Annotated in this window: 25 protein-coding genes; 18 read left to right on the forward strand and 7 right to left on the reverse strand. The window is 66.0% G+C overall.

Annotation, left to right across the window (positions count from 1 at the left end):
• Positions 1–125 precede the first annotated feature (125 nt).
• Genes dapA through BMW87_RS26845 form a run of 4 tightly spaced genes read right to left on the reverse strand, consistent with a single transcriptional unit; the run spans position 126 to position 3073 of the window.
• Positions 126–1052, reverse strand: coding sequence for a 4-hydroxy-tetrahydrodipicolinate synthase (dapA, locus tag BMW87_RS26835; protein ID WP_371127351.1), 927 nt, complete (start codon positions 1050–1052; stop codon positions 126–128).
• A 43-nt stretch (positions 1053–1095) separates the two neighbouring features.
• Positions 1096–1665, reverse strand: a complete 570-nt coding sequence (locus BMW87_RS26840) for a class I SAM-dependent methyltransferase (protein ID WP_093080065.1) — start codon at positions 1663–1665, stop codon at positions 1096–1098.
• Positions 1666–1678: 13 nt separating this feature from the next.
• Positions 1679–1819 carry a hypothetical protein gene (locus tag BMW87_RS35195; RefSeq protein WP_176928714.1) on the reverse strand — a complete coding sequence of 47 codons (141 nt, stop codon included), beginning with the start codon at positions 1817–1819 and terminating at the stop codon, positions 1679–1681.
• A gap of 24 nt (positions 1820–1843) precedes the next feature.
• Entirely contained in the window at positions 1844–3073 is a 1230-nt protein-coding gene (locus tag BMW87_RS26845) for an MFS transporter (RefSeq protein WP_093080067.1), read from the reverse strand.
• Positions 3074–3291: 218 nt separating this feature from the next.
• On the opposite strand from BMW87_RS26845, the gene BMW87_RS26850 reads away from it, so the two are divergent.
• From BMW87_RS26850 to BMW87_RS26885, 8 genes are all read left to right on the forward strand, one after another.
• Positions 3292–3708 (forward strand): DUF2846 domain-containing protein, encoded by a 417-nt coding sequence (locus BMW87_RS26850; RefSeq protein WP_256216927.1) that lies wholly within the window; start codon positions 3292–3294, stop codon positions 3706–3708.
• A 90-nt stretch (positions 3709–3798) separates the two neighbouring features.
• Entirely contained in the window at positions 3799–5796 is a 1998-nt protein-coding gene (locus BMW87_RS26855) for a DNA topoisomerase IV subunit B (protein WP_093050902.1), read from the forward strand.
• Positions 5797–5826: 30 nt separating this feature from the next.
• Positions 5827–6285 carry a hypothetical protein gene (locus tag BMW87_RS26860; RefSeq protein ID WP_093050899.1) on the forward strand — a complete coding sequence of 153 codons (459 nt, stop codon included), beginning with the start codon at positions 5827–5829 and terminating at the stop codon, positions 6283–6285.
• 19 nt (positions 6286–6304) lie between these two features.
• On the forward strand, positions 6305–7213 hold the full coding sequence (locus tag BMW87_RS26865) for a lytic transglycosylase domain-containing protein (RefSeq protein ID WP_093080073.1): 909 nt from the start codon (positions 6305–6307) through the stop codon (positions 7211–7213).
• A gap of 14 nt (positions 7214–7227) precedes the next feature.
• On the forward strand, positions 7228–8349 hold the full coding sequence (locus BMW87_RS26870) for a Kelch repeat-containing protein (RefSeq protein WP_093080231.1): 1122 nt from the start codon (positions 7228–7230) through the stop codon (positions 8347–8349).
• Positions 8350–8404: 55 nt separating this feature from the next.
• Positions 8405–10813, forward strand: a complete 2409-nt coding sequence (gene parC / locus BMW87_RS26875; RefSeq protein ID WP_093080076.1) for a DNA topoisomerase IV subunit A — start codon at positions 8405–8407, stop codon at positions 10811–10813.
• A complete protein-coding gene (locus BMW87_RS26880) occupies positions 10813–11004 on the forward strand; it encodes a hypothetical protein (RefSeq protein WP_093050889.1) in 192 nt (63 codons plus the stop codon). The genes parC and BMW87_RS26880 overlap by 1 nt, the downstream gene beginning before the upstream one ends.
• A gap of 47 nt (positions 11005–11051) precedes the next feature.
• Complete coding sequence (locus BMW87_RS26885; protein WP_093080078.1) at positions 11052–11573, forward strand: hypothetical protein; 522 nt, start codon at positions 11052–11054, stop codon at positions 11571–11573.
• Here the strand turns inward: BMW87_RS26885 and BMW87_RS26890 are convergent.
• Positions 11570–12691 (reverse strand): MBL fold metallo-hydrolase, encoded by a 1122-nt coding sequence (locus BMW87_RS26890; RefSeq protein WP_093050883.1) that lies wholly within the window; start codon positions 12689–12691, stop codon positions 11570–11572. The genes BMW87_RS26885 and BMW87_RS26890 overlap by 4 nt on opposite strands.
• Before the next feature lie 220 nt (positions 12692–12911).
• Here BMW87_RS26890 and BMW87_RS26895 point away from each other — a divergent pair, with 220 nt between their 5' ends.
• Together BMW87_RS26895 and BMW87_RS26900 are read left to right on the forward strand one after the other, a co-directional pair.
• Complete coding sequence (locus BMW87_RS26895) at positions 12912–14504, forward strand: esterase/lipase family protein (protein ID WP_093080081.1); 1593 nt, start codon at positions 12912–12914, stop codon at positions 14502–14504.
• 62 nt (positions 14505–14566) lie between these two features.
• The gene (locus BMW87_RS26900) at positions 14567–15103 is read left to right on the forward strand and encodes a cysteine hydrolase family protein (protein WP_093080084.1); all 537 of its coding nucleotides are present in this window, start codon (positions 14567–14569) and stop codon (positions 15101–15103) included.
• An 80-nt stretch (positions 15104–15183) separates the two neighbouring features.
• Here BMW87_RS26900 and BMW87_RS26905 read toward each other — a convergent pair whose 3' ends face one another.
• Entirely contained in the window at positions 15184–15666 is a 483-nt protein-coding gene (locus BMW87_RS26905; RefSeq protein WP_177192849.1) for a MarR family winged helix-turn-helix transcriptional regulator, read from the reverse strand.
• A 307-nt stretch (positions 15667–15973) separates the two neighbouring features.
• Between BMW87_RS26905 and BMW87_RS26910 the strand changes: the two genes are divergently transcribed.
• Both BMW87_RS26910 and BMW87_RS35575 read left to right on the forward strand, forming a co-directional pair.
• On the forward strand, positions 15974–17617 hold the full coding sequence (locus tag BMW87_RS26910; RefSeq protein ID WP_256216934.1) for a tannase/feruloyl esterase family alpha/beta hydrolase: 1644 nt from the start codon (positions 15974–15976) through the stop codon (positions 17615–17617).
• 305 nt (positions 17618–17922) lie between these two features.
• Entirely contained in the window at positions 17923–18264 is a 342-nt protein-coding gene (locus BMW87_RS35575) for a hypothetical protein (protein WP_256216928.1), read from the forward strand.
• A 21-nt stretch (positions 18265–18285) separates the two neighbouring features.
• On the opposite strand, the gene BMW87_RS26920 is transcribed toward BMW87_RS35575, so the two are convergent.
• The gene (locus BMW87_RS26920; RefSeq protein WP_256216929.1) at positions 18286–19980 is read right to left on the reverse strand and encodes a magnesium transporter CorA family protein; all 1695 of its coding nucleotides are present in this window, start codon (positions 19978–19980) and stop codon (positions 18286–18288) included.
• A gap of 144 nt (positions 19981–20124) precedes the next feature.
• Here BMW87_RS26920 and BMW87_RS26925 point away from each other — a divergent pair, with 144 nt between their 5' ends.
• The 6 genes from BMW87_RS26925 to BMW87_RS26950 all read left to right on the forward strand — a co-directional run bounded on the left by BMW87_RS26925 (position 20125) and on the right by BMW87_RS26950 (position 24826).
• Positions 20125–20796, forward strand: a complete 672-nt coding sequence (locus tag BMW87_RS26925; protein WP_093050872.1) for an amino acid ABC transporter permease — start codon at positions 20125–20127, stop codon at positions 20794–20796.
• Between the two features lie 24 nt (positions 20797–20820).
• Entirely contained in the window at positions 20821–21474 is a 654-nt protein-coding gene (locus BMW87_RS26930; RefSeq protein ID WP_093050869.1) for an amino acid ABC transporter permease, read from the forward strand.
• A gap of 61 nt (positions 21475–21535) precedes the next feature.
• On the forward strand, positions 21536–22333 hold the full coding sequence (locus BMW87_RS26935; protein ID WP_093050866.1) for a transporter substrate-binding domain-containing protein: 798 nt from the start codon (positions 21536–21538) through the stop codon (positions 22331–22333).
• Between the two features lie 29 nt (positions 22334–22362).
• Entirely contained in the window at positions 22363–23118 is a 756-nt protein-coding gene (locus BMW87_RS26940) for an amino acid ABC transporter ATP-binding protein (RefSeq protein ID WP_093050863.1), read from the forward strand.
• A complete protein-coding gene (locus tag BMW87_RS26945) occupies positions 23119–23862 on the forward strand; it encodes a sugar phosphate isomerase/epimerase family protein (protein WP_093080086.1) in 744 nt (247 codons plus the stop codon).
• A gap of 10 nt (positions 23863–23872) precedes the next feature.
• Positions 23873–24826 carry a sugar kinase gene (locus BMW87_RS26950; protein ID WP_093080089.1) on the forward strand — a complete coding sequence of 318 codons (954 nt, stop codon included), beginning with the start codon at positions 23873–23875 and terminating at the stop codon, positions 24824–24826.
• Positions 24827–24830 lie beyond the last annotated feature (4 nt).

Raw genomic sequence — 24830 nt, forward strand, 5'->3', positions numbered from 1 at the left:
TGGAATGGTTCGGTCTATCTATGGGCCGCAGTGCCCGCCATCTCAGAGCACGGTTCGGGCAAAAGGTTGCTTAACCTTGCTGCGACCAGGGAAAAGGCAGTTCCGGAATGTAGGGGGAGGGGTGCTCAGCCCTTCAGCAGGCCGGTGGCGCGCAGGGCGCCTTCGACTGCGGGGCGGCTCGCTTCGCCGAGTTCGGTGAGCGGCAGGCGCAGCGCGCCGCCGCAAAGGCCGAGCCGGGCCATGGCCCACTTCAGCGGAATCGGGTTGGGCTCGACGAACAGGTTGCGGTGCAGCGGCATGAGCTCGAACTGGATCTGCATGGCGCGCTTGACGTCGCCTGCCAGCGCCGCCACGCACAGCTCGTGCATCTTGCGCGGCGCAATGTTGGCCGTGACGCTGATGTTGCCCTGGCCGCCGCAGAGCATGAGCGCGACCGCGGTCGGGTCGTCGCCTGAGTAGACGGCAAAGTTCTTCGGCAGGTCGCGAATGAGCCACTGGGCCCGCTCGATGTTGCCGGTGGCTTCCTTGATGCCGATGATGCCGGGCACCTGCGCCAGGCGCAGCACGGTGTCGTGCGCCATATCGGCAACGGTACGGCCGGGCACGTTGTAAAGGACGATGGGCAGGTCGCCCACGGCCTCGGCAATGGCCTTGAAGTGCTGGTACTGGCCCTCTTGCGTGGGCTTGTTGTAGTACGGCACGACCTGGAGCTGCGAATCGGCGCCAACGCCCTTGGCGAACTTGGCGAGCTCGATGGCTTCCTTGGTCGAATTCGCGCCGCAGCCGGCCATCACGGGCACGCGGCCCTTGGCCTGCTCGACCGAGACACGGATGATTTCGCAGTGCTCTTCGACATCGACCGTCGGCGATTCGCCGGTGGTGCCGACCACGCCAAGGCAGTCGGTGCCTTCTTCGATGTGCCAGTCGATGAGCCGCCGCAGGGCGGGGTAGTCGACACTGCCGTCGTCGTGCATCGGCGTGACGAGCGCGACGATGCTGCCTGTCAGTTGCTCCAAGGGGGAATCTCTTTGTCGGTGGACGAAAGCGCCGATTCTACTTACTCCGGCGCCCCGCAAGACAGCCGCCCCGGCCCCCTCAGTTTCCCTTAAGGAGGTGGCGGGCGGGCTGGCCGGCGTCGGGTGCGGCCGGGCGTATGGCCGCGATTCGCTGCACGAAGCGCGCCGGTTCACGGATGAAGCCGTCTTCGTAGGCCACCACCCGCAGGCCGGCGCAGGCCGCCAGCAACTCGCCGGGCTGCAGCAGGAAGTCGGGGCGCGAGGGCTTGCCGACGGTCTCGTTGCCCGCAGCAAAGGTTTCGTAGAGCAGAACGCCGCCCGGTGCCACTGCGCCGACGATGTCGGCCATGCGCGGGCGCCAGAGATAGTTGGTGACGACGACAGCGCCGAAGGCCTGGCCGGTAAAGGGCCAGGGGCCGGATTCGATGTCCGCCTCGACGGTGCGGCCGAAGGCGCCGGCCGCCTCGATGGCTTCGGGCGAGCGGTCGACACCGGTGACCGGGTGCCCGCGGCCCGCAAACCACTGCATGTGCCGCCCGGCGCCGCAGGCCACGTCGAGCACCGTGGCGCCAGGCGCGAGCAGGTGCGACCAGCGGACGATCCATTCGGAAGGCGCGGACAGGCCGTGCATGGGCGCTACGTCTTTCATGACCGGCCCGGCCTCAGAAGCAGGACCAGATCTGATCGACCAGCGTCACCAGAAAGTCCGGGTGCACGTAAAGCGCGAATACGCCACCCAGCACAGCCAGTGCGGCGGCCAGCCAGCCCGCGTGGATGATGTGGTGGCGCATTTGCGGAGTCATGGCCCTGGTTTATACGCAATCAGATCAGCCTGCGACACCGGCCGGCTGGGGCGACGAGCGCGCAATGGCGCTTTCCTTCACCGGCAGGTTGATCAGCGCCGCGAACACGCCCAGCGCGATCGCGATGTACCAGACGATGTCATAGCTACCGGTGGTGTCGTACAGGTAGCCGCCCAGCCACACGCCCAGGAACGAGCCGACCTGGTGGCTCAGGAACACGAAGCCGCTGAGCATCGACAGATGCGCCACGCCGAAGATGCCCGCCACGATCGCATTGGTCGCGGGCACGGTCGACAGCCACAGGAAGCCCATTGCCGCCGAGAACACATACACGCTGAGCGGCGAGATTGGCGCCAGCAGGAACAGCGCGATCGACACGGCCCGCGCGAAGTAGATCGCCGCGAGGATCTTGCGCTTGGCCAGCTTCTGCCCCAGCAGCCCCACCGTATACGTGCCGAACACGTTGAACAGCCCGATCAGCGCCAGCGCGTAGCCAGCCACCTCGGCCGGCAGCGCGCGGTCGCGCAGGTAGGTCGGCATGTGGATGCCGATGAACGCCAGCTGGAAGCCGCAGACGAAGTAGCCCGCCATCAGCAGCCCGAAGCTCGGGTAGCGGAAGGCTTCGCCCACCGCCTGCAGCACCGACTGTTCGCGGTGCCCGGCCAGCGCTGCCGTCTTCGGTTCGCGCAGGCCGAAGGCCAGCGGGATGATCACCAGCACCAGCACAGCCACAACGGCCAGCGCTGTCTGCCAGCCCAGGTGGCCGATCAGCCGCCCCTCGATGGGCGCCATCAGGAATTGGCCGAACGAGCCGGCCGCCGCCGCCACGCCCATGGCCCACGATCGCCGCTCGGCCGGAATCTGCCGTCCGATCACACCGTAGATCACCGCATAGGTCGAACCTGCCTGCGCCGCGCCGATCAGCACGCCCGCACTCAGTGTGAAGAGCAGCGGCGTCGGCGAGTGCGCCATGCCGAACAGCCCCAGCGCATAGAACACAGAGCCGCCGATCAACACCCGGAACGCGCCGAACCTGTCGGCCAGCATGCCCGCGAACACGCCGAAGATGCCCCACGAGAGGTTCTGGATGGCCAGCGCGAACGAGAAGGTCTGCCGGCTCCAGTCCTGCGCCTGCGTGATCGGCTGCAGCCAGAGCCCGAAGCCGTGGCGGATGCCCATCGAGAGCGTGACGATCATCGCCCCGCAGAACAGGACTTGCTTGACCGAGAGAGCGGGGGCGGCGGAGGATTGCATGACTTCGAATGTAACGATTCGCCTGCTTTGGCAGGTGGCACGGCGGCCAAAGCCATTGATGATTTATCGGGGCGGCTTTGATGCAATCGGCGCATCAAGCTGACGCGGGCCTCGTAAATCCGTGTTTGCAATTCGTTACATTCATCCGCAGTGCTTTTTCCTCACGAGGAATTCAAACAATGAGAAGAACCGCCCTGAAGCTTGCCGTACTCACGGTGATGACGATCACGATTGCGGGCTGCGCCGTTACCGGCACCAAATATCAGGACATGTCCGGCACCATTCCCAAGGTGAAGCCCGGCGAAGGCCGCATCTTTTTCTTCCGCGCTGCAACCCCCTACGGCTCGGCATTGCAGCCTCTCATTCGCCTCGACAAGGTGGTGGTGGGAGCTTCGAAGTCCGGTGGCTTCTTTTATGTCGACCGTCCCGCCGGCACCTACCAGGCTGCGACCATGAGCGACCTGAGGAAGACGCTCGGCATTTCCCTCGAAGCCGGCGAAACGAAATACGTGCGCATGTCGCCGTCGTTCGGCCTGGTGACCGGGAGCATCGTTCTGGACATGGAGCCGGCTGAAAAGGCCAGGCCCGAACTTGCCTCGCTGGCTTACACCGGTCAGGTCATCATCGACAAGTAGGCCCGGCCATCATGCAACCCTCTGGCTGCGGCCGGAGGCTCCTGTATGGGTATCCAGTCATTTGGCGGCGACTGACTACAATCCGCCCCCATGGCGACTCCCCCCAAGACTCCCCCCAATTCACCGTCCGCATCCTCCGGCTATTCGGAAGGCTCCATCCGCGTGCTCAAGGGCCTCGAGCCCGTCAAGCAGCGCCCGGGCATGTACACCCGCACCGACAACCCGCTGCACATCATCCAGGAAGTGCTCGACAACGCCGCCGACGAGGCGCTCGCGGGCTACGGCAAGAAGATCAAGGTCACCCTGCACACCGACGGCTCGGTCAGCGTCGAAGACGACGGCCGAGGCATTCCCTTCGGCCTGCACCCTGAAGAAAAGGCCCCCGTGATCGAACTCGTGTACACCCGGCTGCACGCGGGCGGCAAGTTCGACAAGGGCTCGGGCGGCGCCTACAGCTTCTCGGGCGGCCTGCACGGAGTGGGCGTGTCGGTGACCAATGCGCTGTCGAAGCGGCTCGAAGTCACCTCGCACCGGGAAGGCTCAGCCGCCAAGCTGGCCTTCAGTGCCGGCGACGTGATCGAGGCGCTCGAAATCCGCAAGCTCGAAGCGGGCGAGCGCAAGCAGGGCACCACCGTGCGCGCCTGGCCCGACGCCAAGTACTTCGAAACCGCCGTGCTGCCCATGGGCGAGCTCACGCACCTGCTGCGCAGCAAGGCCGTGCTGATGCCAGGCGTGAGCGTCACGCTCACGAACGAGAAGACCAAGGAAACGCAGCAGTGGCTCTACAAGGGCGGCCTGAGCGACTACCTGATGCAGACGCTCAACGGCGACCCCGTCATCCCGCTGTTCGAAGGCAGCGGCCATGCCGACAAGAACGCCGACAACTTCGCCGAAGGCGAGGGCGCCGACTGGTGCGTGGCCTTCACCGAAGACGGCCAGCCAGTGCGCGAGAGCTACGTCAACCTGATTCCCACCAGCGCCGGCGGCACGCACGAAAGCGGCCTGCGCGACGGCCTCTTCACCGCGGTGAAGGGCTTCATCGAACTGCACTCGCTGCTGCCCAAGGGCGTGAAGCTGCTGCCCGAAGACGTGTTTGCGCGCGCTTCGTACGTGCTGAGCGCCAAGGTGCTCGATCCGCAGTTCCAGGGCCAGATCAAGGAACGCCTGAACTCGCGCGATGCCGTGCGCCTGGTGTCGAGCTTCGTGCGTCCCGCGCTCGAGCTGTGGCTCAACCAGCATGTCGACTACGGCAAGAAGCTGGCTGAGTTGGCCATCAAGGCCGCGCAGACGCGCCAGCGCGCCGGCCAGAAGGTCGAGAAGCGCAAGGGCTCCGGCGTGGCCGTGCTGCCCGGCAAGCTCACTGATTGCGAGAGCAAGGACATCAGCCACAACGAAGTCTTCCTGGTCGAGGGCGATTCCGCCGGCGGCAGCGCCAAAATGGGCCGCGACAAGGAAAGCCAGGCCATCCTGCCGTTGCGCGGCAAGGTGCTCAACACCTGGGAAGTGGAGCGCGACCGGCTGTTCGCCAACACCGAAATCCACGACATCTCGGTGGCCGTGGGGGTCGATCCGCACGGCCCCAACGACACGCCCGACATGAGCGGCCTGCGCTACGGCAAGGTCTGCATCCTGAGCGATGCCGACGTGGACGGCTCGCACATCCAGGTGCTGCTGCTCACGCTGTTCTTCCGTCACTTCCCGAAACTCATCGAAGCTGGCCACGTGTATGTCGCAAAGCCGCCATTGTTCCGGGTCGATGCGCCCGCGCGTGGCAAGAAGCCGGCCTCCAAGGTCTATGCGCTGGACGAGGGCGAACTGACCGCCACGCTCGACAAATTGCGTAAAGATGGCGTGCGCGAAGGCGCCTGGAGCATCAGCCGCTTCAAGGGCCTGGGCGAAATGAGCGCGGAACAATTGTGGGAAACCACGCTCAATCCTGACACCCGGCGCCTGATGCAGGTCCAATTGGGCCGGTTCGACTTCACGTCCACCCAGGGCGAGATCACCAAGCTCATGGGCAAGGGCGAAGCGGCAGCCCGGCGCGAACTCATGGAGTTGCGCGCCGACGATGTCGACATCGACGTCTGATTCCGACCGGAATATTCCTCACGACAGGGCATGAACGGGCACAAGATCATTTGCGGTTCGCTGGCAGGGGCTTGCGTTGCAGGCGCGATTGCCATGCTGGCGCGCGCCCATCCGGCCATCGCACCGCCGGACCTGTTCTTTTCCGGGCTGTTCGTGTTCTTCGTGTTCGTGTTCCTCTGGGCGGGCTGGTGGGACGAGGCGGTCAACGACAACGCCCAGCCCAGCCTGGCGGAGCGGACCGTCGCCACTGGCTGGCTGTGGATGCGCCGGCTCGTCTGCTGGGGCGGTGCGTTCGTCTGCCTCCTGATTGCCGCGTCAATGTTCGTCGAGGGTATCCAGCCCGGGCAGGTGCCAGCCGTTGTCCTCGCCGTGTCGGTTGGCGGCGTGCTGATTTGGGCCGGTCTGAAGGGCTTCGGGCGTGTGCGCGGCATGAGCGACGACGCTGCGGTTCACGCCGAGCGCCGCAAGCGCTACGGCTGGTGGTTCTGACGACAGGACACGCATTGCCATGACACGCTGGTTTCGCCCCTTCATGCTGTGTGCAGGCCTTGTGCTGTCGCTGCAGGGCGCGCACGCCGCTGACATCTACGGCTACATCGACAGCAAGGGCATCGCGCACTTCGCTTCCGAAAAGATCGACGAGCGCTACCAGATCTTCTTTCGCGGCGGCCAGAGCTTCGACACGGCACAAGGCATTTCTCCGCTGGGCCGTGGTGGCCGCAAGCTCGACGGCAAGGTGTCGCCTGCCTCGCAGAGCCTGCTCGCCATGTTCGAGGCATCGCCCGGCTACAAGACCGCCAAGACGGCGCTGCGCGACGCATCGAACAAGCATTCGATCGACTACGAACTGCTGCAGGCGCTCATCGCGACCGAGTCGGGCTTCGACGCGCAGGCCGTCTCGCCCAAGGGTGCCATGGGCCTCATGCAACTGATGCCTGCGACGGCTCAGCGCTACGGCGTGTCGGCGGACAAGCGCAACACCATCGAGAAAAAGCTGTTCGACCCGCGCATCAACATCGCTGCCGGCTCGCGCTACCTCGGCGACCTGATCGCGATGTTCCCGGGCCAGATCGAGCTGGCGCTGGCCGCCTACAACGCGGGCGAGGGGGCGGTGCAGCGCGCGGGAAACAAGATCCCGAACTACAAGGAAACGCAGAACTACGTGCAGACCGTGCTGCAGCTGTATGCGTACCTGAAGCCGTCCGTGGCGACGGGCGGTAGTGGCGGTGGTGCCGTGCGTGGTGGCAAGACGCCGGGCCGCATCCGCATGGAACTGACGGTGCCGCAGGGCGGGGCCATCGGCCGCGGCAACATGCCGTCCGACGCGCCGCGCAACATGCCGACCATGCCGGACATTCCCGAGCCTTCGGCGGTGCCGACCGGCGCGGCCGATGTGCCCGGCGCACCGCTGTCCTGATGAAGAAGTCCGGCATGCACCGTCGAAGCTTCGTTCTCGCGACCGCTGCCGGCATGGTGGCAGGCACCGTGCGTGCACAGCATCCGGCCACGCACGACACGCTGCCGACGGCGCCTTCGTCCACCGAGCCCTATGCCAAGCTGCAGGGCGGCGTGCCGCACCACATGACGCCCGACCAGGAGGCGCAGCGCTTCACCGAGAGCACCGCGCCGCCCGGCCCGCAAGGCCGCTGGGAGCCGCGCGCGGCCTTGCCGATTCCGCGCAGCGAGATGGCCTGGGCCACCGCCGCGATGGGGCGCATGCATGTGGTCGGCGGATATGGCGAGGGCAAAGTCAACCGCGACTACCACCACATCTACGACCCGAAGGCCGACCGCTGGCTCGACGGCGCGCCCCTGCCGCGCGGCGCCAACCATGTCGCGGTGACGGCCGAGGGTGGCCGCGTCTATGCGCTCGGCGGTTTCGTCGAGCAGAACCGCCGCTCCGACACGAACGCCTACGTCTACGATATCGCCGCCAACCGCTGGACTGCCATCGCGCCGCTGCCGCGACCGCGCGGCGCGGCGGCTGCGGTAATGCTCGACGGCGCGCTTCACCTGATCGGCGGAGCCTCGGAGCCTGCTGCCGAACGCGCGAGCGTCAGCTGGCACGAGGTCTACGACCCCAAGGCCGATCGCTGGTCAACCGCCAAGCCGCTGCCCGGCGCACGCGACCACGTCGGCTGCGTGTCGAACGGCGGCCAGATCCACGTGATCGGCGGGCGCTTCAACACCTTCGAATACAACACCGACCTGCACCACGTCTACCTGCCCGCACGCGACACCTGGGAGCTGCGCTCGCCGCTGCCTACCGCGCGCTCGGGCCATGGCCTCGTGGTATATCGAGGCCGCTTCTTCGCCATGGGCGGGGAGGGCGGCATTCTCGTCAGCGGCGTACCGCGCCAGGCCAAGGTGTTCGGCCAGATGGAAAGCTACAACCCCGTGGACGACACCTGGCAACGCCACGCTCCCATGGCCACGCCGCGCCACGCCGTGGGCGCGGCCGTCATCGGCGACTGGATCTACGTCGCGGGCGGCGGCGCGGTGCTCGGCGGCGCCGTGCAGTCCGCGGTGCACGAGGCATTCACACTGGGCTGATCGCGACTACCCTCGCGCACGGCCCGCAGCAACTGTTTTTCTCACCTTCTCTTTCATGGATTCCCAACCTCCGCTCGATCTCCAGGGTCCTACCGACGGCGACACGACCCTGACCCTCGCTGACTACGCCCAGACTGCCTACCTCGAATACGCGCTCAGCGTGGTCAAGGGCCGCGCGCTGCCCGATGTGTCCGATGGCCAGAAGCCGGTGCAGCGCCGCATCCTGTACTCGATGTCGCGCATGGGCCTGGGCTTCGGCGGCACCAACGGCACTGTGGGCGCCAAGCCCGTGAAGAGCGCGCGCGTGGTCGGCGACGTGCTCGGCCGCTTCCATCCGCACAGCGACCAGGCCGCGTACGACGCGCTGGTGCGCATGGCGCAGGATTTTTCGCAGCGCTATCCGCTGGTCGATGGCCAGGGCAACTTCGGCAGCCGCGACGGCGACGGTGCCGCGGCCATGCGCTACACCGAAGCTCGCCTGGCGCGCATCACCAGCCTGCTGCTCGACGAGATCGACGAAGGCACGGTCGACTTCATTCCCAACTACGACGGCAGCACCGAGGAGCCGCGCCTGCTGCCCGCGCGGCTGCCGTTCACGCTGCTCAACGGCGCGAGCGGCATTGCCGTGGGCCTGGCCACCGAAATCCCGAGCCACAACCTGCGCGAGATCGCCGACGCCTGCGTGGCGCTGATCAAGTCGAACGGCAAGCTCAGCGAAGAAGAGCTCTTCGCCATCGTGCCCGGCCCCGACTACCCGGGTGGCGCGCAGATCATCAGCAGCGCGAGCGACATCGCCGACGCCTATCGCACCGGCCGCGGCTCGCTCAAGGTGCGAGCGCGCTGGAAGATCGAGGACCTGGCGCGCGGGCAATGGCAATTGGTGGTCAACGAGCTGCCGCCGGGCGTCAGCACGCAGAAGGTGCTCGAGGAAATCGAGGAAATCACCAACCCGAAGGTCAAGACCGGCAAGAAGGCGCTCTCCGCCGAGCAGACCCAGTTGAAGGCCGCGATGCTGTCGGTGCTCGACGTGGTGCGCGACGAGTCCAGCAAGGACGCCGCCGTGCGCTTGGTGTTCGAGCCCAAGACCTCGCGCATCAGCCAGGACGACTTCATCACCACGCTGCTCGCGCAGACCTCGCTCGAAACCTCGTCGCCCATCAATCTCACGATGGTCGGCATCGATGGCAAGCCCACGCAGAAGTCGCTGCGCCAGATGCTCAACGAGTGGATCGCGTTCCGCGAGATCACCGTCGAGAAGCGTTCGCGGTTCCGGCTCAGCAAGGTGATGGACCGCATCCACATCCTGGAAGGCCGGCAGCTGGTACTGCTGAACATCGACGAGGTGATCGCGATCATCCGCGCGGCGGAAGACCCGAAGGCGGCGCTCATCGCGCGCTTCAATCTCAGCGAAGTGCAGGCGGAGGACATCCTCGAAATCCGGCTGCGCCAGCTTGCGCGGCTCGAAGCCATCAAGATCGAGCAGCAGCTCAAGGAACTGCGCGAGGACCAGAAGAAGCTCGAGGACATCCTCGGCAGCCCGGCCGCGCTGCGCCGCCTGCTGGTGAAGGAAATCGAGTCCGACGCCAAGTCTTTTGAAGACGCGCGCCGCACGCTGATCCAGGCCGAGAAGCGCGCAGTGGCCGAAGTGAGAGTGGTTGACGAGCCCGTCACCGTCATCGTGTCGCAGAAGGGCTGGGTTCGTGCACAGAAGGGCTGGGCCAGCGAGAAGGCCGCGGGCAACGGTGCGAATGGAGAAAAGGGCGCAACGCCCGAATACAGCTTCAAGTCGGGCGACGCGCTCTACGGCGCCTTCGAGTGCCGCAGCGTCGACACGCTGCTGGTCTTCGGTAGCGCCAAGGACAAGTCCGTGCGCGTCTATACGGTGCCCGTGGCCTCGCTGCCCGGCGCGCGCGGCGACGGCCAGCCCGTCACCACGCTCATCGAGCTCGATGCGGGCACGCACGTCACGCATTTCTTCGCGGGCCCGGTGGGCGCCAGCGTGCTGCTGGCCAACACCGGCGGCTACGGCTTCATCGCCACGGTCGAGAACATGATGTCGCGCCAGCGCGGCGGCAAGGCCTTCATCGACGTGGGCGAGGGCGAGCAGCTGTGCCGTCCGTCGCTGGTGGGTGGCGCTAGCGGCGCCGAGCCGATGCTCCAGGCCACGCATGTGGCCTGCGCCTCGACCGGCGGCCGCATCCTGACCTTCGACATCACCGAGCTCAAGAGCCTGCCGAAGGGCGGCCGTGGCCTCACGCTGATCGACCTCGAGGCCAAGGACACCCTGGCCGGAGCCGCTGCCTACACGCGCAGCGTGAAGATCGAAGGCATCGGCCGCGGCGCCAAGGAGCGCGAAGAAACGCTGGAAATCCGCACCCTCAACAACGCGCGCGGCACCCGCGCGCGCAAGGGCAAGGCGGCCGACCTGGGCTTCAAGCCGACGAGCATCGTGCGGGTGCTGTGATGGGCGGCATCGACATCAGCGTCATCGGGATCTTCATTGCCGTGGTCACGGGCCTTGGCAGTTATGTGCTGGGCCGTCGCATGCGCGAGAAGCGGGCGGCGAAGAAGCGCGAGAAGAACCGCATTGCGTCGCAGGCCAACGAGACGCGCCAGGTGCGGCGCGCGCGGGAGCGCAAGGAGCGCGGCGAGTAAACATGGCCGCTTGCGCTTGGAGTCGAACAGCAGGAGGAGAGAGCGTTATGGCAGTAGCTGAGGGACTGCTCGGTTGCGTTCGCTATATCGCGTTCGCAGGCGCAGCGGCTGTGTTGTCGGGGTGTGCGAGCGTCGAATACAAGGACGCGACGGGCGACAGGACTGCAAGGCTGCGTGTTGTCCAGAATGCGTCGGCCCGGGTGATCTCTTACTCCTTCGCGGTGCGCGAGAGTTGCCGCAGGGAGGGGCCCAAGGGCGGCGTGCTCTTCAACGAGCGATCGGAGTCCAGGAGGGTAGGCATGGCGCCCCGTCTGAGTACCGACTTCATGAGCTCTGAGCGGATCATTCCGGCGGACGTTGAAGTGGTGCTGCTGGCTGGCGGCAGCACCGTGTGGTCGAATTGCGTGGGAACCGTTCGCTTCGTCCCTCGCAGCGGCGAACAGTACGAAGCGATTTTTCTCTGGCCTGCATCGGCGCCTCGCTGCACCATTCAGTTGCGCAGGATTGTTCTGGCCGGAAACGGCGAGGTTTCACGTATCGAGGAGCCCAGCGCCTCGCGTTGCGACTAGCGCAACCCTTGCCACCACCGCGTGTTGGTCCGCGCCTGTCCCACCGTCACCACTTCGCCGATCACCGGCGTCGCCAGCTCGATCTTCTTCGCCTCCGCCAGATCCGCGATGCGGTCCAGCGGGTCATGCCAGGTGTGGAACGCCAGGTCGAAGGTGCTGTTGTGCACCGAGAAGAACACCTTGCCGCGCAGGTCTTCGAAGGCCTGCACGCTCTGCTCGGGCGTCATGTGCACGGCGGGCCACATGGTGTCGTAGGCGCCGTTTTCCATCAGCGCGATGTCGAAGCCGCCGAAGCGCTCGCCGATCTGCTTGAAGCCCGGGAAGTAGCCCGAGTCGCCGCTGTAGAAGAGGCGCTGGTCGCCGCTTTGCACCACCCATGAGGCCCACAGCGTACGGTCGCGGTCGTTCAGCGTGCGGCCTGAGAAGTGCTGTGCGGGCGTGGCGGTGAGCTTCACGCCGTCGTGTTCGCCGCCTTGCCACCAGTCGAGCTCTGTCACGCGCTCGGCCGGCACGCCCATCACTATCAGCCGCGCACGCACGCCCAGCGGCACGAAGTAGCGCTGCACGCTCTTCGATAGGTATTCGATGGTTGCCACGTCGAGGTGGTCGTAGTGGTCATGCGAGAGGATCACGCCTTCGATGGGTGGCAGTTGTTCGAGCGTGATCGGCGGCTGGTGAAAGCGCTTCGGCCCGGCCCATTGCACGGGTGACGCGCGTTCGCTGAACACGGGGTCGATCAGCCAATACTTGCCGCGCAGCTTCAGCAGATGCGACGAATGGCCGAGGCGCACCACGTGGTTGGCTTTGACGTCGAGCGAATCGAGCGCACCGCGGTCCAGCGCCTTCACCGGAATTGCATCGACCGGCACGGTGTCGACCTTGCTGCCCACGATGAAACGCGACCAGATGCGCCATGCGCTGGCTTGGGCGGGCAGGTCGGGGTTGGCCATGTTGTGGAAGCCGCCGTCCTTGAATTGCGGCGAGCTGTCATAGCGCGTCTCGCCGCTGCCGGCGGCACTGCAGCCCGCGACGAGGGCGCAGCCGGCCGCGGCCAGCACTGTGCCCCGGCGCAGCAGTTGGGGCAGGTAGGAGCCCTGGGAGCCCGAATCGTCAGCCATGAGAAAGCCCTCTGGATCTTTGTTTGCAGGATGGCGCGAGAGTAGCCACGGCGAACGTTTCAATGGTTTCAGCGGTAGAAACATTTGGGGCGCGGGGGTATATCGGTCTCCCCTGCGCGAATGTCCCCCGGCCTTCCTATGCCATGAGCCGTATGGCGGGCCCCTGCCAGGTTCGGCACACTGGAAAGCTTCATCGACTTTCGACGAGGCGGCAGATTCCATGAGCAGCAATCGCTATCCCATCATCTACGTGCGCGGCTACGCCATGACCGAGTCCGAGCGGGACGAAACCGCGGCCGATCCGTTCTGCGGCTTCAACATCGGCTCCACGGTGTATCGCGCCACCGTCAAGAAGGAAGCGCCGGCGCAGAAGTTTGTTTTCGAATCGCCCATGGTGCGCCTGCTGGCCGACTTCCAGTACCAGAGCGTCTACCAGAACGGCCTGGACATCCTCGACCCCGACTGGAAGCCCTCGCCGGACGAGAACGGCAGGGACGTCGACGGCATCCCCTCGGCCTCGGTCATCATCTACCGCTACTACGACTCGGGCTCCGAGTTGCTGGGCGACGGCCAGGCCAAGGACGTCAAGGTGTATGCGCAGGGCCTGAGCCAGCTGATATTGCGCGTGCGCGAGCTCGTGGCGCTGCGCGAGGGGCCGGGCTACTCGCCCGCCGACTTCCGCTGCTACCTCGTCGCGCATTCGATGGGCGGCCTGGTGGTGCGGGCCTTCCTGCAGAACGCCGCACTCGGTGATGCGGCCGCGCGTGCCTGCGTCGACAAGGTGTTCACCTATGCCACGCCGCACAACGGCATCGACATGGGCGGCATCAACGTGCCGGCCTGGCTCACGGTGAACGAGATGAACACCTTCAACCGCGAGAAGATGTCCGAGTTCCTGGCCACGCAGCCGATCAACGGCCGCATGGACTACCTGCCGGCCACGGCCTTTCCGGCCGAGCGCTTCTTCTGCATGGTCGGCACCAATCGCGGCGACTACGAAAGCGCCAAGGGCCTGTCGCGCATGTTCGCGGGCCACGGCAGCGACGGGCTCGTGCGCATCGAGAACGCCTCGCTCTGGTCCACCGATGCCGCAGGCAAGACGCAGCCGGTGGCCACCGCCTTCACCTACCGGTCGCACTCCGGCTTCTTCGGCATCGTCAATTCCGAGGAGGCTTACCAGAACCTCACGCGCTTCCTGTTCGGCGACGTGCGGGTCGACCTGTGGTTCGACATAGACGGCGTCACCTTGCCGCCCGACCTGCCTGCCGGTGCCGACGTCGATGCGCTCTACCAGGTCGAGTTGCTCGCCGCGCCGCGCGGCAAGCGCTGGTACCTGAGCCGGCGCGTGGCCGAGGAAGACTCGCCCGCCTGCCGCACGCACAAGGAACTGACCGACCCGGCCAAGGCCGACCGCCGCTCCATCTACCTCTCGACCGTGTTCCTCGCCAACAAGGCCCGCGTGAAGCAGGACCGCCCGACGCTTGCCTATGCCATGACGCTGGGCGTGCGCGTGCCCGACTACCAGGTCAACAACAAGTTCTGGCTCGACGGCCACTACGAGGGCAGCTCGCTGTTCCGCGACACGCTGATCATCGAGATCGCGCCGCCCCAGGCCGACGACCCGGCGCAGAACTGGAACGTCAAGTACGGCTGGCAGACCGACACGGCAGGGCGGGCTTCGCTGCCGATGAGCCCGAAGCAGCTGGCCGGCGGCAAGCTGCAGTTCGTGGTGCCGCTGTCCAGCCTTGGCGCTGCACCGGCCGCGCCCGGCATCAGCGGCAAGGTGCGGCTGGAGGTGAGCGCCTGGCAGTAGGGCGCAGGTCAGGCAGCGTGGGGCACAATCGCGCCGGTCAAGAACCCGCCGATTCCGGACCCATGAAAACTGCCGTTCTCGTCATCGACGTCCAGCGTGGCCTTTGCGACGATCCGCCGCGTCCCCATCAGGCCCACGAGGTGATGCAGCGCATCAACGCGCTCACCGAACGCGCCCGCGCGGCCGGCGTGCCGGTGGCCTTCATCCAGCACGAGAATGCGGTCGACCTCGAATTCGACTCCGAGCGCTGGCAGCTCGCCGGCGCGCTCAACACCGACTCGCGCGACGCGCGCATCCGCAAGACCACGCCCGACTCCTTCCTTCGCACGCCGCTGGAAGCCTGGCTCTCCGGGCACGGCGTGAAGCGCGTGGTGGTCTGCGGCTATTCGTCGGAGTTCTGCGTCGACACGACAGTGCGCCGCGCTGCCGCCCTCGGCTACCACGTGGTGCTCGCGGCCGATGCGCACACTTCGCACGACAAGCCGCACGCCACGGGCGCGAAGATCCGCGAGCATCACAACGCCACGCTGTCGGACATCACGAGCTTCGGCGTGCCGATCCGCGCCGTGACCAGCGCGGAAGTCGCCTTCGGCGACTGAACGCAGCCTGCACGAACCGCGCGCGGCACGGGCGTGCGCCCGCAGGCGAAAGAGCCTGCATCGAATGGATGCCTGAATGCTCACACCCTGCGTGACACGGCAACCTTGTGCAGGAGCTCGATCAAGATCAACTGCTCGCCCTTGGAGAGGTTGCCGAGCACATGCTGCTCGCCTTCGATCACCGACCGTGTAGCGCTGCTGGCAAGCGTTGCGCCGGTCGGGGTGGTTCGAAGGTACTGGGCCCTGCGATCCGTTGCATGCGGGGCGCGCTTGATCAACTCTCGCCTCTCGAGCCGTTCGAGCCATGCCGCGATGTTGGGCGCCGTGACCGCGAGTGCCTTTGCCAGGCGGGCGGCCGACACGTCGGGATTTTCGTGAATCAGGCACAGCACCGTGAACTCGACGGGGCGAAGGTCGAAAGGTGTGCCTACTCGCTCGGCGAACACTGCGTCGGTGACGATCGTCGCCTGCGCGAGCTGATAGCCGAGCACGTGATGCAGGGACGCTTCGACCAGCCGGCCGGCTGGTGTGGCATCTACCGGATTGCTTCTGTTCTTGGGCATTCCGGGCATTGTCGTTCTGCCTCCAAGTGATTCACTGCCTGATCTAACTGGCTCAGGGGACCGTCGTTGGAGTGCAAACTGCTTAATGGAAAACCATAACTGGTTATCTTTGATAGTTAAGTAGATTAACTATAGGCGCTGCATCCAGGCGTCGAAGGAGACATTCTTGAAGACCCCCGCATCCCTGATCTTTGTCGCGTCATTGCTGACCGCCTGCGGCGGAGGAAATAGTGGTGGCGGCTTCGTCGGCTCGTTCCCGACGACCGGCACGTCGACGAGCGCCCCGCCGGCCGGCAACGGCAATCCCGTGACTCCTCCGGACAATCCGCTGCCGCCTGTCGAGACACTGCCGGTGCTCGGCGCGGCCACCGGCGCGGCGCTCATCGATTGCGCCTCGCTTGCCGGCTTCACCTTTGCCAACACGACGATCACTGCAGCCAATGCGATTGCCGCCGGCACCCTGAGCGTCGCCGGCAAGCCGGTGGGAGCGCATTGCCAGGTGCGCGGATCGATGTATCAGCGCACAAGCCCGGTCGACGGCCAGAGCTATGCGATCGGCTTCGAGATGCGCTTACCGGTGAACTGGAACGGGCGGTATTTCTATCAGGCCAACGGGGGGCTCGACGGCAGCGTCGGCACAGCCACCGGGCCGGTGGGCGGAGGCGGCGTTCTGGACAACGCCCTGAACAAGGGCTTCGCGGTGATCAGCTCCGACGCGGGGCACCAGGCGCCCACGCCGTTCTTCGGCATCGATCCACAGGCTCGCCTCGACTACGGCTACCAGGCTGTCGGCAAGCTCACGCCGATGGCGAAGGCGTTGATCGCGTCGGCTTATGGAAAGGGCCCCGACCGCTCCTATATCGGCGGCTGCTCCAACGGCGGGCGCCACACGATGGTTGCCATGTCACGCTATGCGGACGACTACGACGGCTTCCTGGTGGGCGACCCCGGCTTCCGGCTTCCCCTTGCGGCCTCCGCAAACATCGTCGGCGCCCAGAACTACAACGCCCTGGCAACCACCCCGGGCGATCCGGGCACGGGTTTCACGCTGGCCGAACGTACCTTGGTCTCCAATGCAGTCCTCGCCAAGTGCGACGCCCTCGATGGCACGATCGACGGCATCGTCCAGGACACCGGCGCATGCCAGGCGGCTTTCTCGCTCGACCGCGACGTTCCCACCTGCAGCGGCTCGCGCGATGGCACATGCCTCTCGGCCGACCAGAAGCTTCGCATTGCGCAACTCTTCGCGGGTGCGCTCGACGGCAGTGGAAAGAAGATCTACGCGAGCTTTCCCTTCGATGCGGGCCTGAACACGACCGGCTGGTCATCGTGGAAGTTCTCGAATTCATTGAACCTCGACTCGGGCGCGGTCGCCTTCGTCTGGCAGGTGCCGCCCGAGAACCCGACCGGCTTCAATGGTCCCAATTTCACGCTCACGGCCAACATCGATTCGATCCTCTCGAAGATCACGTCGACCGACGGGCTCTACACCGAGAACTCGCTTTCGTTCATGACGCCGCCGAACCCTACGGATCTGAGTCGCTTGAAGAAGCGCGGCGCCAAGGTCATGGCCTACCATGGAACGAGCGACCCCATCTTCTCGAGCGACGATACGCAGCACTGGTATGACCAGCTGACGGCGGCCAACGGCGGCGATGCATCCAACTTCGCACGCTTCTATCGGGTGCCCGGAATGAACCACTGCGCCGGCGGCCCGACCACCGATCAGTTCGACATGCTCGCACCGCTCGTCAATTGGGTGGAGAAGGGCGAGGCCGCCGATTCGGTCGTCGCCTCGGCGCGCGGTACGGGCAACGCGGGCGGCGTGAATGCGGACGTGCCTTCCGGCTGGTCGCCCACCCGCAGCCGGCCGCTCTGCGCCTACCCGAAGGTTGCGCGCTACAAGGGCACGGGCGATATCGAGAAGGCCGAGAGTTTCAGCTGCCAATGAAAGGCTTCGCGCCTGGTAGCACTCGGCCGCGGGCGAACTGCGTGGCTATACTGCGCCCGTCACGCCGAATGAGGCGTGATCGGGTTTGACAGCCTGAAGCAATCTCTGCGACGTGAGCCGCAGCTTCCCCGCAGGACCTGCGGCTTTTTCGTTCGCGCCCCAGTTTTGGCGGCTCGGATGGGAGGGCTCGCGCCCTGCCGGTTTCTCGCAAGAGGTTGCCCGGTCTGTCAACCCGTCCGAGCTGCCGCCCTCGTTTGACAGCGAGAGCGGCGGTTTTTGCAAATCGCAACCTCTGGAGGTCGCCCGTGACCAAGTCTGCCCGCGTGCTCAAGCACGCGCCGAAAACCGATACCGCCTCAACGCCGAAGTCGGTTCATCCCCATTCAAATGCCGAGTCGGTTGCCCTGCAAGCAGGCGACGACGTCGAGGGCATTCGCCAAGTGCACAGCGCCTACGTATGCCTCGAAAAGCTCGTCGTTCCGATGCAGGTGAATGAGCGCGAGGAGATCTATCCAACCCGATCCGAATTCGGCGCACTGTTCCGCCTGGTCAATGAGGAGCTGCAACGGCGGATCGACGCTGCGGACAGCACGATCGGCTCCTTGCGCGACGCTTTGAGCAAGCAAGTCTGCGAACCTGATCGATGAGTGGCTCGGGGCAAGCGCCGGTCAATCCGCCCCAGGCCGCCACACCCGCGCCAGTGCGGCCATCTTGCCCCTGAATCCCAGCCGGTCGTTCGACAGCGCATCGATGAAATCCGACAGCCGCTGCGACTTCACCATCGTGTAGATCGTCAGCCACGTCGTCGCGACGAACACCACGCCGAACCACACTGCCTTGCGCCACAGCGGCGCGTCGGCCTCGGCCAGCAGGTTCATGCCGAGGAAGCCGGTGGTGATGGTGCCGATGAGGCCGAACAGCGTGACCACCGTGAGCCGCACGACAGTGCTGGCCTGCCTGCGCAGGCTGTCGGCGTCGAGGTACGTGTTCATGTCGGCGATGCGTGCCTTGACTTCGTCGTAGAGCGGGTCGAGCCCGAGGTGCGTGGCGCACATGTGCGAGAGCGCGCGCACCTGCGCCTGCTCTGAAATTTCGTGGAACCAGTAGCGGTGCGTGAAGCGCAGGAAGCGCTCGAAGCTCGCGCGGATGGCGCGCTTGAACTGCTTCACGCTCGGCGTGCTGCGGATGTCCAGCCGCTTGAGCGCCTCCACCAACTGGTCGGAGAACATCAGCAGCGAGGCCTTCTGGAAATGCGCAATGAGGAACAGCAGGAAGTGCTGATGCCTGAACTGCGCGAGCACGCCGCGGTCGCGGCAGCAGAAGAATTCGGAGTTCGCGTCGCCCACCACGATGAGCGCATGGCCGTTGCAGAGGTAGCGCGTGTTGGGCGCTGCGCCCGCGTTCACCCAGAAGCGGTCGTAGCAGTACTTGTGCTCGAAGTCCGCTAGGTGATGTTCCGCGTAGGGCAGGTGGGCGTCGGTGGCGCCTGCGCCGGTGACCAGCGCGAGCCGCACGAAGTCGTCGCGAGTGAGGCGGCGCGGGTCGTCCAGCGACAGGTAGGCCATGACCGGCATGCGGTAGTACTCGATCTGCCGGTAGCGCAGCACGCCAGGGTCTTCCGAATGGTCGCTCACCAGCGGCTGCATCAGGTAGGCCCAATGGGCGGAGATGCGCGGCGCGCGGTGCTGCGCCACGTGCGAGAGAAAGGCCTCGCGCTGCTGCGCGTCGGAGCTCGCGAGCACATGGCCGTCGGCGGCCAGCCATTCGACGCTGGCCATGCAGTGCAGCGCCGAGCCGTCGGGCTCCCAGCCTGAAGGGTAGGCGCGGCCGAAGCGGTAGAGGATGTCTTGCGCCTGCGCAAGGCTCAGGTTGTTCGCACCGACTTCGAGGTTGAGCAGCACCACGTCGATGTCGAAGAAGAAGTACAGGTCGCAATGGATCACATCGAGCGTGACCGGCGCGTCGCCTGGCTGCGCCACCAGGCGCACGGCCGCAATGTCGTGGCGGCGGAAGATGCGCATCGGCGAATCGCCGTCGCCGCCCATGCCATCGCCACGCGAGCGGCCTTCGCCGTACAGGAAGCGCTGCACGTACGGCAGGAAGCTCACGAACTCGTTGTAGTGCCGCTCGTGAAAGCGGCTGCTGTCGCCGGTGTATTCGTCGACCTCTTCGCGCCATGGCGAGGCGTCGCCCATCTCGCGCAGCACGTGCCAGGGCCCGTGATGGTGCGCGGGGCTGGCGTGCGGCGCAGGCATCAGCCGCAAGGGCCAGAGAAGGGCCTGGCGGAAATGCTGCACGGTGGGGGCGCCCGTGAGGGGCGTATGTGCCTCTGTGGGCATGGTGGCCGCGGGTGGGTTCAGCATGGACTTCAGTGTAGGCAGAAGGTGAGACAAAACGACCACCTAGGGGAATCCCTATATGAGCCTGAAACCGGTTTCATATAAGCTGCAAGCCTTGCTTTCGGGGCACGTACGCGCCCACCCGGCGCGCATTCGGGTCCGCCCACCATGAACTACCAGTTTCAATTCGACGCCGTCTTTGCCGCCTGGCCGCTGCTGCTCAAGGGCACGTGGATCACGGTCCAGCTCTCGCTCATTGCCACGGTGCTGGGCCTGGTGGTGGCCATCTTCTGTGCCTGGGGCAAGACCTCGGGGCCGGGCTGGCTGCGCTTTCTGGTCAACGCCTACATCGAGGTGATCCGCAACACGCCGTTCCTCGTGCAGCTGTTCTTTTTCTTCTTCGCGCTGCCGGCCATCGGGTTGCGCTGGTCGCCGCAGACGGCCGCGCTGGTGGCCATGGTGGTGAACCTGGGCGCCTACGCCACGGAAATCATCCGCGCGGGCATCGAGTCGATTCCCAAGGGGCAGATCGAGGCGGGCAGGGCGCTGAACCTCAAGCCTTGGGAAATCTTCCGCTTCGTCATCATCAAGCCCGCGCTGAAGGCCATCTACCCGGCGCTCACGAGCCAGTTCATCCTGCTGATGCTGAGCTCGGCCGTGGTGTCGGTCATCTCGGCCGACGACCTGACCTCGGTGGCCGCCAACCTGCAGTCACAGACCTTCCGCAGCTTTGAGATCTACATCGTCGTGGCCGCCATCTATCTCGCGCTGGCACTGGCCTTCTCGGCCATGTTCAAGCTGATCTACAAGCGCACGCTCAACTACCCGGACCGCCGGTAAGAGGCGACGGACGGAGACATCAACATGCGCACCTTCGGCTTCCCCGAATTCCTTTTCATCCTCGAAGCGGCCAAGTGGACGCTGGCGCTGTCGGCCATCGCCTTTGTGGGCGGCGCGATCCTGGGGCTCATCATTGCGCTGATGCGCACGTCTGAATCGACGTGGGCGCGGGCCGTATCGACCACCTTCATCCAGATCTTCCAGGGCACGCCGCTGCTGCTGCAGCTGTTCCTGGTGTTCTTCGGCGCGCCGGTGCTGGGGCTGGACATCAACCCGTGGGTTGCCGCCGGCGTTGCGCTCATCCTGAACAGCGCGGCCTTCCTCGGCGAGATCTGGCGCGGCTGCATCGAGGCCATTCCGCGCGGACAGTGGGAAGCAGCAGAGGCGCTGAGCCTGAAGTACAGCTCGCGCATGCGCGACGTGGTGCTGCCGCAGGCCTTCAAGATCGCGCTGGCGCCCACGGTGGGCTACGTGGTGCAGATCATCAAGGGCACCTCGCTCGCGGCCATCATCGGTTTTGTCGAGGTCACGCGTGCGGGGCAGATCGTCAACAACGCCACCTTCCAGCCGCTCATCGTGTTCTCGGTGGTGGCAGCCATCTACTTTGCGATCTGCTGGCCGCTTTCATTGCTGGCCGCGCGCATGGAGCGCCGCCGCGCCCGCGCTCTCGCGCGCTGACCCTTTCCGTTGTTCTTTTTCTTTCTCGTCGCTTCCTTCCCTTATTCAGGAGACACATCCAATGACCGTCATCACCTCCCGCCGCGCAGCGCTCGCAGCCCTCGGCCTCGGCGCCGCCCTCACCGTGTTCGCACCCTTCGCCTCGGCGCAAACCGTGGCCGACATCAAGAAGAAGGGCGAGATCACCATCGGCATGCTGGTCGACTTTCCGCCCTACGGCACGACCGACGCGAAGAACCAGCCCGACGGCTACGACGCCGACGTGGCCAAGCTGCTGGCCAAGGACTGGGGCGTCAAGGCCAACATCGTGCCGGTGACGGGCCCGAACCGCATTCCCTTCCTGCTGACCAACAAGGTCGACCTGCTGGTGGCTTCGCTGGCCGTCACGCCCGAGCGCGCGAAGCAGGTGCAGTTCTCGCAGCCCTACGCAGCCGCCACCATCGTGCTGTACGGTGCGACCAAGACCTCCATCAAGGCGGCAGGCGACCTGAAGGGCCTGCGCGTGGGCGTGGCTCGCGCTTCGACGCAAGACGTGGCCGTGACCAAGGCCGCGCCGGAAGGCACTGAAATCCGCCGCTTCGACGACGACGCTTCTGCCATGCAGGCGCTGATCTCGGGCCAGGTCGATGCCATCGGCTGCTCGGTGACCGTGGCAGCGCAGATCGCCAAGCGCGTACCCGCCAACACCTTCGAAAACAAGTTCACGCTGGTGCAGCAGTCGATGGGCATCGCGATGCGCCCGGGCCAGGAAGAGCTGCACAAGGCGGTGAACGAATTCGTGCAGAAGAACACCGCCAACGGCGAGCTCAACAAGCTGTATCAGAAGTGGCTGCAGGCCGACCTGCCCAAAATGCAATAAGCAACCCCCGAGGCTGAAGGAATCCTGGCATGACGACGGAATCGATCATCCGCATGGAAGCGGTCAACAAGTGGTACGGTGAATTCCAGGTGTTGACTGGCATCGACCTGTCGGTGCGCCAGGGCGAGCGCATCGTGATCTGCGGGCCCTCGGGCTCGGGCAAGTCCACGCTCATCCGCTGCATCAACCGGCTCGAGACGGTGCAGAAGGGCCGCATCGTGGTCGACGGCATCGACCTCACGGCCGGCGGCAAGAACATCGACGCGGTGCGTGCCGAGGTCGGCATGGTGTTCCAGCAGTTCAACCTGTTCCCGCACCTCACCATCCTCGAGAACTGCACGCTCGCGCCGATGCGTTCGCGCGGCATGACGAAGGCGCAAGCCGAAGAGGTGGCCATGAAGTACCTCACGCGCGTGCGCATTCCGGAGCAGGCTGGCAAGTACCCCAGCCAGCTCTCGGGCGGCCAGCAGCAGCGTGTGGCGATTGCGCGCGCGCTGTGCATGACGCCCAAGATCATGCTGTTCGACGAGCCCACCTCGGCGCTCGACCCCGAGATGGTCAAGGAAGTGCTCGACACGATGATTGGCCTCGCCGAAGACGGCATGACCATGCTGTGCGTGACGCACGAAATGGGCTTTGCCCGCAGCGTGGCCGACCGCGTGATCTTCATGGCCGAAGGCAAGATCGTCGAGCAGGCGCCGCCCGAAGAATTCTTCGGCAACCCCAAGGACGAGCGCACGCGCCAGTTCCTCGGCCAGATTCTCAGCTCCCACCAAGCCCACTGAATGTCCTTCTCCGTTCTGATTTCTCTGTCGTCCTTCGGCGCGGCCGAGGTGGGGCGGCATGGCCAGCTCTGGTGTTCGCAGCTGGCACGCACGGCGGGCGCCGATTCGGTCGAAGTGCGCGGCGAGATGTTGCGCGACGCCGATGCCGAGCTGCCCGCATTGAGCGGGCTGGCCTCCGTGTATTCCAGCCCCGAGGGCTTGTGGGCTCAGGGCGGCTGGCTCGACAGTGCAGCGCTCAAGCGCGGCATCGCTGCCGCCACGCGCGTGGGCGCGAAGCGGCTGAAGATGTCCATCGGCGACTTCCAGGCTTCCTCGCATGGCTCGCTCTGGGGCCTGAAGGTGGAGCTCGCGGAAACCCGCGTCGAGCTGCTCATCGAGAACGACCAGACCGTGCGCGCCGGCACGCTGCCCGCGCTGCAGACCTTCTTCGACGTGGCCGACCGCGCCGGTGTGTCGCTGGGCATGACCTTCGACATGGGCAACTGGCACTGGCTCGGCGAGTGCCCGCTGCAGGCGGCGCAGGCGCTCGGCCACCGCGTGCGCTACGTGCATTGCAAGGGCGCGCAGCGCCTGCCGCACAAATGGGTGGCGGTGCCGCTGGGTGACTCCGTCGCGCCATGGCGCTCGGTGCTGCGCGCGCTGCCGGCCGACGTGCCGCACGCCATCGAATACCCGCTCGTGGGTGACGACCTGCTGGCCGTTACCCGCGCGCAGATCGACTTCATCCGCGCCGCGCGGGCGTAGGAACAAACACATGACAGAACCAACCGCCTTCGACGTCGCACTCTTCGGCGAAGCCATGCTGCTGCTCGTGGCCGACCGGCCCGGCCCGCTGGAAAACGCAGAGGCGTTCCACAAGCGCACTGCCGGCGCCGAGACCAACGTGGCCATCGGCCTCTCGCGCCTGGGGCTCAAGGTGGGCTGGGCCAGCCGGCTCGGCACCGATTCGATGGGCCGCGCGCTGCTGGCCGCGATGCGCGCCGAAGGCATCGACTGCTCGCACGTGATCACCGACGCAACGCAGCGCACCGGCTTCCAGTTCAAGGGCCGTGTCACCGACGGCAGCGACCCGCCGATCGAATACCACCGCAAGGGCTCGGCCGCGAGCCACATGGGCCCGGCCGACGTCGACGAAGCATGGTTGCGTTCGGCGCGTCACCTGCACGCCACCGGCGTGTTCGCCGCCATCTCCGACACCAGCCTGCAGGCCGCGCTCAAGACCATGGACGTGATGCGCGCCGCCGGCCGCACCATCTCGTTCGACACCAACCTGCGCCCCACGCTGTGGTCGTCCACCGAGACCATGCGCCACTGGGTCAACGAACTCGCTTCGCGCGCCGACTGGGTGCTGCCCGGCATCGAAGAGGGGCTGCTGCTCACCGGCCATGACAAGCCCGAAGACGTGGCGAAGTTCTATCGCGATCGCGGCGCGAAGCTGGTGGTCGTCAAGCTCGGCGCCGAGGGCGCCTACTACGACAGCGATGTGGCCGGCACCGGCCGTGTCGATGGCTTCCCGGTGAAGGAAGTGATCGACACCGTGGGCGCGGGCGACGGCTTCGCGGCCGGCGTGGTGAGCGCGCTGCTCGAAGGCAAGAGCGTGCCCGAGGCAGTGCGCCGCGGCGCATGGATCGGCGCGCGTGCAGTGCAGGTGCTGGGCGACACCGAAGGCCTGCCGACGCGGGCGCAACTCGAAGAAGCGGGGCTCTGAACAC

The sequence above is a fragment of the Variovorax sp. OV084 genome, from assembly GCF_900111625.1.
Lineage (GTDB): Bacteria > Pseudomonadota > Gammaproteobacteria > Burkholderiales > Burkholderiaceae_C > Variovorax.

What these genes read in the sequence shown, in the direction of transcription:
- BMW87_RS26860 (WP_093050899.1), top strand. Translation starts at nt 5,827, where the DNA reads ATGAACGGGCACAAGATCATTTGCGGTTCGCTGGCAGGGGCTTGCGTT.
- BMW87_RS26940 (WP_093050863.1), top strand. Translation starts at nt 22,363, where the DNA reads ATGACGACGGAATCGATCATCCGCATGGAAGCGGTCAACAAGTGGTAC.
- BMW87_RS26895 (WP_093080081.1), top strand. Translation starts at nt 12,912, where the DNA reads ATGAGCAGCAATCGCTATCCCATCATCTACGTGCGCGGCTACGCCATG.
- BMW87_RS35195 (WP_176928714.1), bottom strand. Translation starts at nt 1,819, where the DNA reads ATGACTCCGCAAATGCGCCACCACATCATCCACGCGGGCTGGCTGGCC.
- BMW87_RS26930 (WP_093050869.1), top strand. Translation starts at nt 20,821, where the DNA reads ATGCGCACCTTCGGCTTCCCCGAATTCCTTTTCATCCTCGAAGCGGCC.
- BMW87_RS26900 (WP_093080084.1), top strand. Translation starts at nt 14,567, where the DNA reads ATGAAAACTGCCGTTCTCGTCATCGACGTCCAGCGTGGCCTTTGCGAC.
- BMW87_RS26945 (WP_093080086.1), top strand. Translation starts at nt 23,119, where the DNA reads ATGTCCTTCTCCGTTCTGATTTCTCTGTCGTCCTTCGGCGCGGCCGAG.
- BMW87_RS26890 (WP_093050883.1), bottom strand. Translation starts at nt 12,691, where the DNA reads ATGGCTGACGATTCGGGCTCCCAGGGCTCCTACCTGCCCCAACTGCTG.
- BMW87_RS26920 (WP_256216929.1), bottom strand. Translation starts at nt 19,980, where the DNA reads ATGCTGAACCCACCCGCGGCCACCATGCCCACAGAGGCACATACGCCC.
- BMW87_RS26905 (WP_177192849.1), bottom strand. Translation starts at nt 15,666, where the DNA reads ATGCCCAAGAACAGAAGCAATCCGGTAGATGCCACACCAGCCGGCCGG.
- BMW87_RS26870 (WP_093080231.1), top strand. Translation starts at nt 7,228, where the DNA reads ATGCACCGTCGAAGCTTCGTTCTCGCGACCGCTGCCGGCATGGTGGCA.
- BMW87_RS26925 (WP_093050872.1), top strand. Translation starts at nt 20,125, where the DNA reads ATGAACTACCAGTTTCAATTCGACGCCGTCTTTGCCGCCTGGCCGCTG.
- BMW87_RS26845 (WP_093080067.1), bottom strand. Translation starts at nt 3,073, where the DNA reads ATGCAATCCTCCGCCGCCCCCGCTCTCTCGGTCAAGCAAGTCCTGTTC.
- BMW87_RS26880 (WP_093050889.1), top strand. Translation starts at nt 10,813, where the DNA reads ATGGGCGGCATCGACATCAGCGTCATCGGGATCTTCATTGCCGTGGTC.
- parC (WP_093080076.1), top strand. Translation starts at nt 8,405, where the DNA reads ATGGATTCCCAACCTCCGCTCGATCTCCAGGGTCCTACCGACGGCGAC.
- BMW87_RS26840 (WP_093080065.1), bottom strand. Translation starts at nt 1,665, where the DNA reads ATGAAAGACGTAGCGCCCATGCACGGCCTGTCCGCGCCTTCCGAATGG.
- BMW87_RS26935 (WP_093050866.1), top strand. Translation starts at nt 21,536, where the DNA reads ATGACCGTCATCACCTCCCGCCGCGCAGCGCTCGCAGCCCTCGGCCTC.
- BMW87_RS26950 (WP_093080089.1), top strand. Translation starts at nt 23,873, where the DNA reads ATGACAGAACCAACCGCCTTCGACGTCGCACTCTTCGGCGAAGCCATG.
- BMW87_RS26885 (WP_093080078.1), top strand. Translation starts at nt 11,052, where the DNA reads ATGGCAGTAGCTGAGGGACTGCTCGGTTGCGTTCGCTATATCGCGTTC.
- BMW87_RS26850 (WP_256216927.1), top strand. Translation starts at nt 3,292, where the DNA reads ATGACGATCACGATTGCGGGCTGCGCCGTTACCGGCACCAAATATCAG.
- BMW87_RS26855 (WP_093050902.1), top strand. Translation starts at nt 3,799, where the DNA reads ATGGCGACTCCCCCCAAGACTCCCCCCAATTCACCGTCCGCATCCTCC.
- BMW87_RS26865 (WP_093080073.1), top strand. Translation starts at nt 6,305, where the DNA reads ATGACACGCTGGTTTCGCCCCTTCATGCTGTGTGCAGGCCTTGTGCTG.